Source organism: Shewanella mesophila, from assembly GCF_019457515.1.
GTDB lineage: Bacteria > Pseudomonadota > Gammaproteobacteria > Enterobacterales > Shewanellaceae > Shewanella > Shewanella mesophila.
The window spans coordinates 2,250,582-2,264,653 of the sequence record NZ_CP080421.1 but is presented as its reverse complement, the minus strand read 5'-3'; the positions used below and the strand labels follow the sequence as shown (position 1 = coordinate 2,264,653).

The 14,072-nt window shown below is 45.4% G+C and carries 8 protein-coding genes; 3 read left to right on the top strand and 5 right to left on the bottom strand.

Annotated elements, in window-relative coordinates; genetic code table 11:
• Nucleotides 1-502: 502 nt before the first annotated feature.
• The 3 genes from K0I73_RS09890 to K0I73_RS09880 form a co-directional block, all read right to left on the bottom strand.
• Nucleotides 503-1,912, bottom strand: coding sequence for a M28 family peptidase (locus K0I73_RS09890; RefSeq protein ID WP_220060987.1), 1,410 nt, complete (start codon nucleotides 1,910-1,912; stop codon nucleotides 503-505).
• A 405-nt stretch (nucleotides 1,913-2,317) separates the two neighbouring features.
• Nucleotides 2,318-4,423 carry a glycoside hydrolase family 97 protein gene (locus K0I73_RS09885; RefSeq protein ID WP_220060986.1) on the bottom strand — a complete coding sequence of 702 codons (2,106 nt, stop codon included), beginning with the start codon at nucleotides 4,421-4,423 and terminating at the stop codon, nucleotides 2,318-2,320.
• 178 nt (nucleotides 4,424-4,601) lie between these two features.
• Nucleotides 4,602-5,825: an HD-GYP domain-containing protein gene (locus K0I73_RS09880; protein ID WP_220060985.1), complete on the bottom strand. Its 1,224-nt coding sequence runs from the start codon at nucleotides 5,823-5,825 to the stop codon at nucleotides 4,602-4,604.
• A 515-nt stretch (nucleotides 5,826-6,340) separates the two neighbouring features.
• On the opposite strand from K0I73_RS09880, the gene K0I73_RS09875 reads away from it, so the two are divergent.
• The 3 genes from K0I73_RS09875 (at nucleotide 6,341) to K0I73_RS09865 (ending at nucleotide 9,953) form a co-directional block, all read left to right on the top strand.
• Nucleotides 6,341-7,405: an HlyD family secretion protein gene (locus K0I73_RS09875; protein WP_220060984.1), complete on the top strand. Its 1,065-nt coding sequence runs from the start codon at nucleotides 6,341-6,343 to the stop codon at nucleotides 7,403-7,405.
• Entirely contained in the window at nucleotides 7,395-8,402 is a 1,008-nt protein-coding gene (locus K0I73_RS09870) for a DUF2955 domain-containing protein (protein WP_220060983.1), read from the top strand. The genes K0I73_RS09875 and K0I73_RS09870 overlap by 11 nt, the downstream gene beginning before the upstream one ends.
• A gap of 153 nt (nucleotides 8,403-8,555) precedes the next feature.
• On the top strand, nucleotides 8,556-9,953 hold the full coding sequence (locus tag K0I73_RS09865) for a DEAD/DEAH box helicase (RefSeq protein WP_220060982.1): 1,398 nt from the start codon (nucleotides 8,556-8,558) through the stop codon (nucleotides 9,951-9,953).
• A 116-nt stretch (nucleotides 9,954-10,069) separates the two neighbouring features.
• Here K0I73_RS09865 and K0I73_RS09860 read toward each other — a convergent pair whose 3' ends face one another.
• Entirely contained in the window at nucleotides 10,070-12,022 is a 1,953-nt protein-coding gene (locus K0I73_RS09860; RefSeq protein ID WP_220060981.1) for an alpha-amylase family protein, read from the bottom strand.
• Complete coding sequence (locus K0I73_RS09855) at nucleotides 12,022-13,971, bottom strand: glycoside hydrolase family 13 protein (RefSeq protein ID WP_220060980.1); 1,950 nt, start codon at nucleotides 13,969-13,971, stop codon at nucleotides 12,022-12,024. Before K0I73_RS09855 ends, K0I73_RS09860 begins: the two co-directional genes overlap by 1 nt.
• Nucleotides 13,972-14,072: the final 101 nt, after the last annotated feature.

The window sequence follows — 14,072 nt, the reverse complement described above, 5'->3', positions numbered from 1 at the left end:
GCTGTTGAGCTTTCATGGTTTTGTGCCTAGCTTACGTTAAGCATCTCTGTTTTCAAAAGGCTTAACTTAAGGGCCGAGTCTCGATAAAAAAAAGCGAATACACGCTTCCCTAAACGGGTATTCGCTAAAAGCTAGGGTTCTACTTTCTCAAGGCTGTCGCCTAGATGAGCAGATAGAGACTCTAGATCTAGTCAAATGAAGGAGAAACAGTTCACGTTCAATCTGAATAGATTCGACCTGGCCAATTCCATATGGAGTTCACAACATGAAATTAAACACCCTTGCATGTTACCCCTGAGCCGATTTCACCTACAACCGATTACATACGTATTCATCATCATGCATTAACTTTTGCGTAGCCTGTTGTTAACTTAAATCAGGGGGAAGTGGGGAGGGAAATTGGACAAAACGATGAATATGTTATCTTAAGAGCGCAATGTCTAACACTAACATAGCGCTCATATACCTTCAGCTGTGATATCTATCGTAAGGGATCTTTGTACTAAAACTGACCCGCAGCGCCAGGGAATACAACTGGGCTAGTGTTGCCATTGTTACCCACTGCGGCAACGCCAAACAGATAGTTATCGATCACCAAGTTGTTAAAAGTAAATTGATCTACCTTGCCAACATAACGACTGTAGCTCCATTCGCTCTCAGTCGTTTCACGCCAATACACGCGGTAGCCAGCCACATTGGATTGGTTCGATTTTTGCCAATTAAGGGTCGTGTTAGCAGAGACTTGACCACTGATCTTCACGTCACTCGGCGGTGTGGGTGCCCAAGCCATCGATGCTAGGCTAATCGCATTTAATGCGGTGAGTTTTGCCGTAAGCACCTTATCGACGCCCTCGATGACATCGCCATAGGCTATACCATTTTCGACTCGAATATCTTGATGCTGTCGGTTGTAGTTTTCGTTAGTTTCCATTATTCGTACCGCTGGAAAACCGGCTTTATTGAAGGGCAAATGGTGACCACCGCGACCAAAACGATCTAAGCGATAGATTAATTTCACATCCAGATTCGTCATATATTGATCGGCAAGGGACTTAATATGACGAGCAAGATTACGTGAGGCAGAATCGTTCTCGCCACCACTGAAATAACGCTCTTTTGCTTCGCTAGGCGTTTCAGCTATGCGCACGCCTTCTGAAAACACGCGTACCGTATGATTACTTACCACACCGTTGATCCCTTCGATGTTACCTATCATATCGTTGTTAAGCACAGCTTCTACTTGCCAGCCTTGGGTTTTGGCATAATCAGCAAGTGCTGCGCCGCCATATAAGCCCTGTTCTTCACCTGAAAGCGCCGCATAAACAATGGTGCCTTCAAATTGATATTTTGATAACACCCGAGCGGCTTCTAACGCGCCAGCTACGCCGGAGGCATTATCGTTAGCACCAGGAGAGATAGAGGTTGAGTCCATCACATCGCTCACCCGTGAATCGATATCACCACTCATCATCACAACGCGATTAGGATCCGATTTACCTTTTTGAATGGCGATGATATTGACCACTTGGGTGTCAGTGGGAATACGTTTACCAGAGACCTTTGCGCCCACTTCAATGACATCGAGGCAATTGCCACATTGCGTAGAGATGCGCTCAAACTCGGCCTTCACCCAGCGGCGAGCGGCGCCGACCCCATGAGTATTTGACGTCGTATCAGACAGAGTATGGCGCGTACCAAAATCGACTAAGGTTTGAATGTCACTCATGATGCGATCGCTTTGGGTTGCGGTGGCGATATCATAAAGGCGTAAATCTTCGTTTGAAGGTGCCATCTGCGGGACGTCGAGTTGTTGTGATGATACGGTCGCCGTTGCTAAGCAAGGGGTGACCCAAAAAGGTGAAAGCAGTAATAGCGCAGCAAATCGGCGGTTAGTGGGGCGAATGTTCATCATTACCTCATTTATTTGTAGATAAGTTCTGTCGATATTGTTTGTAAGTACATCGTTCATTATCGATGTGGGGTACATTAGGCGCAGTAAATTAACAGTTACAGTATCAAAAACGAGTAATAAGGGTACAAAAAATAACAGATAAAAAGTTAGCAGATGTTGCTGCGGTGCTGATCTTTGTGAAGGTGATAATTGCTTTGCAGGTGATAGTTGCTTTGCTGGTAATAGTTGCTGTGAGGATAAGGGGACTGCAGAATGAGTGCCGCGAAGAGGATCATCAGCTGGTGGCTCCCGATGCAGCTCGCTGGCCGCGAACGCATCGGGAGTCTTAGCTAGTATTAACCGATTGGTGTTAACTGCCTGGTGTTAAGGGGCCCGTATTAAGTACATAGTATTAAGTGCTTAGGGTTAATCGAGTGCCTTAAAGCGAATCGCAGTGCCCCCACTACTTGCCAGGCTTAAGGTGAGTTTATCTTTTGCGTTAATTACCTGAGTTTCGATAACATAATCGTAGGGCTTCGTTCGCCAGTTAGCCTTATCACCATCACGGTAGATCTGCGCTTCATAGCGTTTGTTTGGCTCAAGAAAGTCTAAATCGATCTCGATTATTCGGGCGTTATCATCGGTTATTGCACCTAGGTACCAGTCACTTCCGTTGCTTTTACCGCCTCGCTCTTGACGGGCAAAAACAACATATTCACCCACTTCGCCTGCTAGCGCGATACTTTGCTGCCAATCGGTTGGCACATCTTGAATAAACTTAAAGGCGTCAGGATGCTTTGCATAGTTACGAGGGAGATCGGCTGCCATCTGAATTGGGCTATAAAGCACGACATAGAGGGCTAGCTGTTTCGTCAATGTGGTTTGGACTCGATTGACGGCATCTAACCCTTTTGGCGCGAGATCGAAGATCCCCGGCGTAAAATCCATAGGGCCTGCGAGCATGCGAGTATAGGCGAGGGTGGTTGTGTGAGACGGGTTGTTCGGCGGTGTTCCCCATGCGTTAAACTCTTGACCTCGGGCGCCTTCACGACTTATCCAATTGGGGTAGGTGCGGCGAAGTCCTGTATCTTTAATCGGCTCATGGGTATTGATGCTGATATGGCGTTTGGCGGCCTCGGTTACGCTGTGTAGGTATTCATTGACCATAAACTGACCGTCGTGCCATTCATGTCGAATGATGCCATTATCATCGACGCGTTTGATATCGCCACCATCGGCGACGTAACCTGTTTTAACTTGCGTCACGCCATACTTTTCATACAAATCGTAAGCCTCATTCATCTGCTTACGATAGTTGGTCACCGAGCCCGATGTTTCGTGATGCCCAATTAACCGTACCCCCTTATTCGCCCCGTAGGCCGCGATTTCGGGTAGATCAAAATCTGGGTAAGTCTCTGTGAAACTAAACACATCGCCATTATGGAACCAGCTGCCATCCCAACCGGTATTCCAGCCTTCAACCAATACACCCGCAAAGCCGTTATCGGCAGCAAAATCCATGTATCGCTTCGTTTCTTTGGTGGTTGCGCCGTGCTTATCGCCCGATCCCCAAGTGTTTTCATTGAGGTGCATTCCCCACCAAATACCCATATATTTTCCAGGCTCAACCCAAGTAACATCACCGAGTTTATTGGGTTCGTTGAGGTTTAAGATTAGATCTGAATTAAGCAGACCAGTAGCGTTATCAGCTATTTGAATGGTTCGCCACGGGGTTGAAAATCCAGCGTGAGTTTTCACTTTTAGACCGTCTGACCAAGGTGTAAGATCGGCGCGAAGGATCCCGTCTCTACGTTGATCTAAGGTCATGGCGGCGTAGTCGACTAGCGCAGCCTCATGAATACTCATGTGCACGCCATTTTCAAGTTTAAAGGTAAACGGGGTATGTACCCTGTCTATCTCAGTTAGTGGAGTCTTGTTGTACAGATATTCGTATCGATTCCAGCCACGCGCAGGTATCCACCAAGCCGTTGCCTTGTTAGCTTGTGCTATTGAAAACTCGGTTAACTCCTGGGTGATATTGAGAGCCTCAAGTACTCCTTGCTTAGGCACCCTATACCGAAAACCAATCCCATCATCGAAAACTTTAATGTCGACATAAAAGTGGTATTTACCATTACTCAATTGCGTGCTTAAGCCATGATGTTTATCAATGACCCATTCGCGATCTCCCCAAGGTTGTTGCCATTTACTGTTCACTTCGGTGGCGTGACTATCTCCTATGAGAAACTCAGCGCCAAATTCGCCTAAGGATTGAAATACCAAGCCAAGCTTTGAACTATTGATAATGGGCTGGCCGTGAAATAGCACACGATATTCAGGGCGTTGATTGTCGTCAGTTAGTTCAAGCTGTATCTGCTTATTTGGCGAGTTAACCACGAGAGTTTTTGCTGTCACTATACCCGATGAAGTGATGAAACCAATACTTAGTAATAGGGTCAGTGCTAGGCTCGAAATCCTCTTGGGGGACTGGGCAATATCTTGTTTTACTGGTTTTTTGGTAAAGGGTGGCATAGACACTCCGTGGTCATTGTTTTTATCGTTATTTGCTGAGTCCATGGTAGAAGCTAACGGCGCGTGCAAGCAATTATCTGCATACGTATTCAGACTGGGGCGATCGGGATAACAATCAATTGTCATGTACGAGGAAGTGATGCTAGAAGATAGCAGTGGATTTGCAGTCTAAGGAGCGCTACTCCTCTAATGAAGTTTTTGATAGTTGTTCAAACTGTTTATTAATTCTGATAAAGCTTTCAACCAACTTGGGATCAAAGTGCGATCCTTTACCCTCGACTATGATCGACATTGCCTCTTGGTGGCTAAAGGGCCGCTTATAACAACGTGGGGAGGTCAGAGCATCATAAACATCGACTAACGTCACGATACGAGCAGATAAAGGAATCGCATCTCCTGCTAGCCCTTTGGGATAGCCTGAGCCATCCCATTTTTCGTGGTGTCCACCCGCTATATCTTTACCCATTTGGATGAATTTGCATTGTGGGGCGTAACTTAACAGACTTTCTAGTACGCTTGCACCTATGGTGGGGTGAGCTTTAATTTGATCAAACTCTTCAGGCGTTAGGCGACCGGGTTTCAATAATATGGCATCTGATATGCCGACTTTGCCTATGTCATGCAATATCGAAGACAGGGTGATCTCATGAATAAAATCGTCGGTCAACTCTTGTGGTGTATCTTCGTCATTTTTGCGTTCGGTGGCCAGCATGCTTGCATAATGCTGCATTCTAATGAGGTGCGCCCCAGTTTCATTGTCTCTGTATTCGGCTAATTTGGCTAGTCCCATGACGGTTGCCTCTCTTGAGGCTAAGGTTGATTCAAGGGAGCGTGTTAATTTACCGAGTAAAAATGAGGTCGATAGGGTAACCATGGCATTGGTGACAATAAAATTGATACTGACAACAAACCAGATAAAGCTGGTGTAGCCTTCGGTTTGTGGCCAATTAAGTGGCGCAAGGTGAAAGGCGATTCCGACAATCAATAAGCAAGAAATATTCAGAAATTGTGCAAAAATGCTGGCCTTTTTCCCAAGTAGAATGGCTGTTAGTGGAGGAAAAAGGAATAACCAAAAAAAACCTGCACCTGTTGGGCCTATCGTGATCAGAAAGGCAAAACCGATACAATATGCCAGTAAACACCCAGTCATATATCGGTTACGCTCAGATAAGGTCTTTGACAATAAGATGTATAGCAATACCCCGTAGGCTAGGGTATCAAAGACCGCCATTGACCAAAGATCTGCCGCTATGCATAAGTAGATGCTAGTAAAATAAACTGGAACACACAGCAGTGCTAGAAATCCAAATAACCGTTTGAAGATAAGGCGACGCCAGAGGGGAAGCGTATCGGTTAAACCTTGTGGCATCGGCCTCGAAAAGTAGCGAGATGGGATGTTCATTCCATTGATTTCCTTCACCTTCAGCTAATTTAAAAGCTGCTATTGAACAATAATAGTAGTTAATTAAGTCAAATTTAGAAACTTCTGTTGATATTTTCCTATTTTTAAGTGAGTTCAGCTTAAATTTAATTTTATTCTGTGACAACGTATAAGTTAGCCATCAGCCAATAACCATGGCTTCTGTTGTTTCAGGGTTATTTAGGCTGAGCTTATTAATGATAGTTGGCGTTAGCTTTTTAGCTCGGAGTAGTTTACAAATATGTTTACAAATTTTATTTTTAACAAGATGTTAGTTCAGGTGTTGTGGCTAGGGTTTGTTGATCTTTCAAGGTTGTTTTTGCTGCGAGATTCTTGGGTATTTAGCTTAGCTTATTAAGCAGTAATCCACTCGTCTCAATTCAAACGTTTTCATCTCGAACAAAATTCAACTGGCAAAGATCTATAGCCCCTAGTGACTTGATACCACTTTGAGCTGAATCTACCATGTTAGACTAAACGCAAAAGAGTATATGACCATGTCTGTAGCAGAAAAATCATCTCGAAAAATGAGTTTCTATATCATTGGATTGATCGTCGGGATCTGGCTCTACAGCTTGTGGGCCGATCGGGTAACACCAATGACTGGCGAGGCGAGAGTGCATTCCTATTTGGTTAGGGTTGCTGCCGAGGTTTCGGGCAATATTATCGATGTCAGCGTTAAGGATAACCAAATCGTCGAGGCTGGTGAACCGTTGTTTAAGATAGATCCAAGAAACTATCAGATAAGCCTGCAAACTGCCCAAGCCAACCTTGCTACAGCGGGACAAAATATAGGTGCTAGCACGGCGGCAGTCGAAGTGGCTCAAGCGAAAGTCGTTGACGCCTTGGCTGCACGTAATAATGCCAGAGAACAGGCATCTCGGATCAGCGAACTTGCTGGGCAAGGGGTGTTAAGTAAGGCTGAGCTTGATAATGCGATTGAAGCGCGTGATCGTACCCAAGCTAACCTTGAAGCGGCAGAAGCATCACTTATCCAAGCCAAGCAGAGCCTTGGGCCTGCAGGTGAGAATAATCCACAGATTTTGGCCGCAATGGCAGCGCTAGAGAAGGCACAACTTGATCTACAAAAAACCCAAGTAAGCGCACCTTCTAGAGGCGTTGTTACAAATCTTCAACTCACCGAAGGTCAAAATGCCGCAGTCGGTTTCCCATTACTGACCTTTATTGATCCTCGTGGTGTATGGATATCTGCATTGGTAAGAGAGAACTCTCTTGAGCATATCCGTGTGGGTAATCGAGTGGAGATCGTACTCGATGCCTTACCTGGAAGAGTGCTTAATGGTAAGGTCGACAGTATTGGCTGGGGGACTGGTGGGAGCAATGATATTGATCAATCAACCGGTTTTCTGACAGCGGATACTAGCTCAATCAAAGCGCAGCGCTATCCAGTTAATATTGTGTTCGAAAATGGTGACGTTCCTAAAAATATTCGATATGGGTCGCAAGCCACTGTGGCGTTCTTTACCGAGCAGAGTTCCTTTGGCGAATGGTTGGCTGGAATTTGGATGAATATATTGAGTGTGTGGACTTATGTTTCGTAGTCCAGCGAATTCGATTATTAGGTTGGTGCTGTTTCCAGTGATACTGCTGTTTTATCAGCAGTTTCATGGAATTGCCATGCCTATTTTATCGCCGATATTTGTTGTTATTTTTTTGACGATAATGCCATCAAAGCCGCCGCTTAATATGTTGTTAAAACTCTTTTTGGTGCTGATGTTTGTCAGTTTTGGTGTTGTGTTTCTTGGTGGTTTATTGATTGACTCGCCTACTGGGTATGCACTTTTTTGTTGGTCGATGCTGTTCTGGTGTTTTTATCGAAGCCATCATGATCCAAAAGACTTGATATCAACCTTAGTTTGTTTGGTGGTTATCATAATGACGGTATTGAGCAAGCAGTTTGGGGTGCCGATTGATATGCTGCCGTGGTTGATGTTTAAAGCGTTTGCCGTAGCACTAATTATTACCTATTTGAGCTTTGTGCTGTTTCCTGGTGATGAGCAAGATATTTTACCTGATGAAGTCAGTAATGAAGGGGCAGAGACTCATATTGGCCTTATTATATTTAAGGCTACGGCAATGAGTTTGGTCTTAATCGCGTTAATGGGCACTGGAAGCGCCCAGTCTATACTGATAGCTATCACGATCAGTAGTATGATTAAGATCCCAAACCCAGATGATCACCGCACATTCAGTCAAACAAAGATAGTGACAACCGCAGTAGGTATATTATTTACCTTACCCTTATTGTTGCTATATACCTTTGGGGTTGCCACATGGGTCCTGCTGGGAGTGACTATTGTGCTTGGGCTACAACTTGCGTCCTTTGCGATCAAAAGGCAGTGCCGTTTAAGCATTTACCAATTGTTGTTCACTAACTTTATCGTGTTGACCTACCAAGTGATCAAACATCAAGGGGGTGAGTCATTGTCAGCTGAGTTTATGCGTTTAGTCTATATCGTTATCTCTGTTCTTATTGGGGCGTTGATCTTAAACTTAACCAAACATAAGCCTGTTTTGTTAGACAAAAAACAAGACTAGGGATTAATATCCCAGGGTAACTCTTGATGCCGCTTTCTAGTATTATGGTGACTAAATAAAACTGTTATACTGTTTCTTCAGATCTTAGGCTAATTGAACTTTGAAATTCAATTAGCCTAATTCCAACGTAAAAGCATCATTTTGAGATCTTACATGTCATTTTCTACACTCGGTTTGAACCCTCTAATCCTTAAGGCGATCGGCGATCTCGGTTACTCTTTGCCTACACCCATTCAAGCTGAGGCAATACCATTAGCCTTAAAAGGTAAAAGTGTGATTGCGGCGGCGCAAACCGGCAGCGGCAAGACTGCAACCTTTGTTTTGCCAATATTGGATAAATTGGCCGGCGGCGAAACCCAACGAAAGAAACGTGCACGAGCACTTATTTTAACGCCAACACGAGAGTTAGCGATCCAGGTCCACAAGCGCATTCAAGATTATGCTAAATATCTGGATCTAAAGTCGATGGTGATATATGGCGGAGTCGAATTAGCGCCACAAAAGCAACAGCTTATTGAAGGTGTTGATATTGTTGTTGCAACGCCAGGACGACTTAGGGATCTCTATACCCAAAGAGCTATCCATTTTGATGAGATAGCGTTGTTAGTGTTAGATGAAGCCGATCGTATGTTAGATATGGGCTTTATCGAAGATATCACTAAGATCATCGACAGCTTACCCGAAGAACGGCAAAACCTGATGTTTTCAGCAACCTTGTCTCGTCAGGTGAGAGAGCTTGCTAAGGAGTATATTCCTAATGGTATCCATTTGTCGGTTACCAAGGATAGCCAAGGTTCGCCTGATATTGAGCAGTGGATCACCACAGTCGACAAGGATAAAAAATCAGCATTGTTAAGTCAGTTAATTCAAGACAATGACTGGTCACAGGCGCTGATCTTCATCGAGACAAAGCATGGTGCAGCTAAACTAGTTACTCAGCTGGAAAAGCGTGGTATCCAAGCCGATTGTATTCATAGTGGCCGCGCGCAAGCTATCCGTGAACAGATCTTAGCTGACTTTAAGGCAGGTAAAATCAAATATCTTATCTCTACTGGCATTTCGGCTCGTGGTATCGATATCGATAACTTGCCTTTAGTCATCAACTACGATCTGCCTTTCCCCGCCGATGAGTATGTGCATCGGATTGGTCGAACAGGACGAGCGGGCGCACAGGGCCAAGCTATCTCTTTGGTATCAAAAGACGATTTTAAAAACCTGTGTATGATTGAGAGCCGGTTGGGGCATCTACTCGAACGCCGTGAGATAACGGGGTTTGTGCCGCGCAAGGCGGTACCCGATTCTATTCTTAATTATGTGCCTAAGGCGAAGCGTGATGAAAATGGTAAACGGATCGTGGCAGATCCAAGCTTAAAGACAGGTTCAAAATCAAGTTCTAAATCAAAGCTAAAGCCGAATTTTAAAGCGAAGCCAAAGCCGAGCTCAATAGCGCCTACAAGTGCTAAATCTAGGTCTAACGCTAACTCAGTCTGTCAGTCTGATGTTAGCCAAGATAAACCCGCATTTAACCCTTGGACAGACAGTAAAAAATAGTGCCGCAAGTCTCGTGCAATAACTGAATTGAAAGCCCCTCAATGCTCGCATTCGAGGGGGATTTTCGCTGCATATTTAATCGTTAACCCGAGTTCAGGTTAGTTAAAACACGCCGTTTACTCTGGTTCCACTTGCAATATCAAGGACTCAAGCGGGGCAAGCTCGAGTGCGATGTGCGTGTTTGTTTGATCCACCTTCAGCCTTGCTTTAATAACTCGGTCGGTCAACAGATCTGTCATCTGGTATTGACCCACTTTTAGCTGCCATTTGTCGATGAGTGGCTTAGGCAGCGCCAGATTGAGGATTTTGGCTTGCTCACTTGAAAAGTTGGTCACGATAACCAGCTTTTGTTGCAGGCTATACCGAGCAAAAGCAAAGGTTTGATCATCATATCCCTGGCTGTATCTCTTAGGGTCTCCTTTATCCTCGATGCTAGTCGTCAGTTGACGGTTAAAGTCATCTAATGGCGTATATTCTCCGAGTAAGGCGGGCGCTTGGTGACTCAGATTAAGCAGCTTTGCGTAAAAATCCCGAAGTTTTAGCTCTTCTTCTGAAGACATTGCGCCATCGAACTTACCATGATTCATATACCTCTGATGAGCGGGCACACCAACATAATCAAAAATACTGGTTCTTGAGGGCTGACCAAAACCCGCGTTTTCGCTGCCATCTTCACCGACCTCTTGGCCAAAATAGACTAAGGTGGGCGCGTTACTCAAGGTGGTCGATACCACCATTGCTGGCAGTGCTTTAATCGGATCGCTGGCAAATTCAGGGCTGGCTATGCGCTGTTCATCATGGTTCTCTAAAAAGTGCAGCATATGGGAAGCAATATCGACAACATTCAGGCGATCGGTTTCGATGGCACTGGTTGACTGCTGACCTTGGATAATGGCCTTTAGGGTGTCATAGAGGCCAACTTTGTCATAAAGATAGTCCATTTTCCCTAAGTGAATATAGTCTCGATACCGTGACGGGGTGTAGACCTCCGCAAGCAGCAGTGCATTGGGATTGACGTGTTTTATCTGACTGTTAAGGTAGCTCCAAAATTCGACGGGCACCATTTCTGCCATGTCGTAGCGAAAGCCATCTACGCCCTTAGCTAACCAGTACTGGGCGATTTGGTTAAACTTTTTCCATGAGTCTGGGATCTCGCTTTCGGAAATGTTATTCCAGAATGTAAAGTGTTCAGCAGCCGTTTTAGTATCAAAGCCTTTGGGAAGATGCGGGAAATCAAACGTTCCGTCTGGTTTAACGCCATAGTTTATTTTTACTGTTTCATACCAGTCATTGGCATCGGGTTTGGCCAAACGCGAGCCGTTGCCAGTCCATTTGGCTGGCGACTCAACAAACTGGCCATCAACTAAGGGATGGGGTTGGCCACCGAGTGGCGGCTGCTGCAGATCTGGGACGCTAAAGGGGGTATCTACAACATAATAGAAGTTGTTGTTTTTATCGTATTCAAGGGCAGTATTATCTTGCCTCCCAAAGTCGATGACACCTTTAGGATTGGATAAGGAATGATAATTCCTAGCCACATGATTGGGTACTATATCGATAATGACCTTCATGCCAGCTTGATGTGTGCGCGCAATTAAGGCTTCAAACTCTGCTAATCGATTAGCTGGCTTGTCCGCCAAATCTGGATTGACGTTATAGTAATCTTTAACGGCATAGGGTGATCCCGCTCGGCCTTTTACTACATCGGGGTCGTCTAAAGTGATGCCGATATTGCGGTAGTCATTAACCACAGCATGATGGGGCACACCGGTATACCAGATATGGCTAACACCGAGGGCGTGGATACTTTCAAGGGCTAGGGGAGTGAAGTCACTGAACTTACCCACGCCGTTGTCTGCGATGGTTCCCCATGGCTTATTGGTGGTATTGGTATTGCCAAAAAGGCGGGTGAATACCTGGTAGATAACGGGTTTTTCAGTGGTCATGTCTGCACTAGGTGCCAAGGCCTGCGTTGGAGCAGACTTGGAGGCCGCGTTTAAGCTAAATGGCAGCCAAGCGCCCGCGATGGCTGCTAAGGCGATAAGGGGCGTAAAGCGGTGATGAGTCATTAGCGCTTTCCTGTTAAGTCAATGAGGGTCACGCCTTTGCCCGCTAACACAATAGCTTGATCTAGAGGCTGTGGCGCTTGGGTAATAATGTTATAGCCTGTGGCACTGGTATTGATAAGCTCCCCCAAACGAGCCAGATCAACCTCAGTGGGCGTCTGATTTTTGTTGTAGATAACCAGTAGACTAGCGCCCTTAGCGCAGGCTTTATCTTCGCATCTGACTTGTAGATATACGCCATCTTGTGGCACTAAGTGACGCAGTCCGCCATCGATAATCGCTGATGACGTTCGGCGGTAATTGAGTAACTGTTTTGTGAACTGCTGCATTGCCGATTGTGATTGCATTAGCCCTTTGCTATCAAATGCTGAGATAGCATCATTTTGCCAACCACCGGGCATATCGGCGCGTACTGCACCATCATTTCTATCCTTTGTTGGGCTTTGCATCAAAATTTCTGTTCCATAGAGCAGCTGCGGAATGCGATTACTGGTGAGTACATAAGCCATCGCCATCTGCGTGAGGGCAATATCATCGCCCAACAGGCTGTATAGGCGATTAGTGTCGTGGTTGCCTTCAAATAACACCAGTTGTGTGGGGTCGGCGTAAACCACATCGTTACCAAGAAACTCGTAAAGTTTAATAAAGCCGGTGTCCCATCCTTCGGGCTCATTCAAGGCACTAATCAGGGTTTCGTATAGGGGGAAGTCCATGAGGCTTGGCAGTTCAGATTGATAGCCATCTTGGTTGTGTTTACCTTTTTGCCAGTAAGAAACGGTAATGGGGTTCGCGGTCCACTCCTCTCCGACAATGTTAAAGTCAGGGTATTCATCCATGATCGCCTTGGCCCACTTAACTAAAAAGCCTTTGTCTGCGTAGGAGTAAGTATCTTCACGTATACCGCTAAGCCCGGCGTGTTCTATCCACCAGAGACTATTTTGGATGAGGTAAGTCGCGAGCAGCGGATTTCTTTGATTAAGATCGGGCATGCTGTCAACAAACCAGCCGTCGGTAAACGCTTTTGTGTCGCTGCTCACCGCATAGGGGTCTTGGACTGTGGTGCGGCGATGACTGGTAAATTGGATGTTAGCAGTTGGCGAATCAGCTGTGAGTGGTTTGTTAATCCAATCACTACTTGGCAGATCCTTCATCCACCAATGATTAGATCCGATATGATTGACGACCACATCGGCAATGATGCCAATGCCTTTGTTACGGGCACGCAGTGACAGTTGGCGATAGTCCTCGTTTGTGCCATATCTGGGATCAATCTGATAATGGTCGGTGACTGAATAGCCATGGTAGGAATATTGTGGCTGATTATTTTCGGTTAGAGGATTGATCCATAGCTGGGTTATGCCAAGGTCTTCAAGGTAATCGAGATTATCGATAATTCCCTTAATATCGCCGCCATGGCGACCGTCTTTATCAGCGCGATTGGCCAGTTCTAACATGTTTGGATGGTTGTCATTGTTTGGATCGCCATTAGCGAAACGGTCGGGGGTAATGAGATAAATAGCATCCTTGTTGGAAAACCCCTGACGCTGTTCACTGCCGGGTTCGCGAGCCTTTAGCTGGTAGGCGAAGGTATGCTTGGAACCATCGATATTAGTTAACGTAATAGAGAATGCTTGTGCTGGCGCGTTGGTCGTATCGAGATCAATAAACAGGTAGTTACTGTTATCGCTGTGCTGCACACCCAACACCTTGACCTGTTTTGCTTCAACGCTCACCTTACTGTCAGCAATGCTCTGACCATGTACCATTAGTTGCAGCTGTGGGTTCTTCATGCCTGCCCACCAGTTAAGGGGTTCGACCTTTAGCTTGAACGAGTCGTTTGGGGATAACGGCATTGCATTGGCTGTTAATGGCGTGGTTACTAACACGCCTAATAGCAGCTGTTTTAGGATATTTTGGGGAAAAAGTTTAGCTGTTCTCGGATGGCTTAACATTGCAACTCCTGTGATCCATCAGTTTAATCTAAGAATAAATTAACTATCGCTGTTTTAGGGTGATTAAGAAATGATCCATTTCATGTTATAAAAACGCCTGT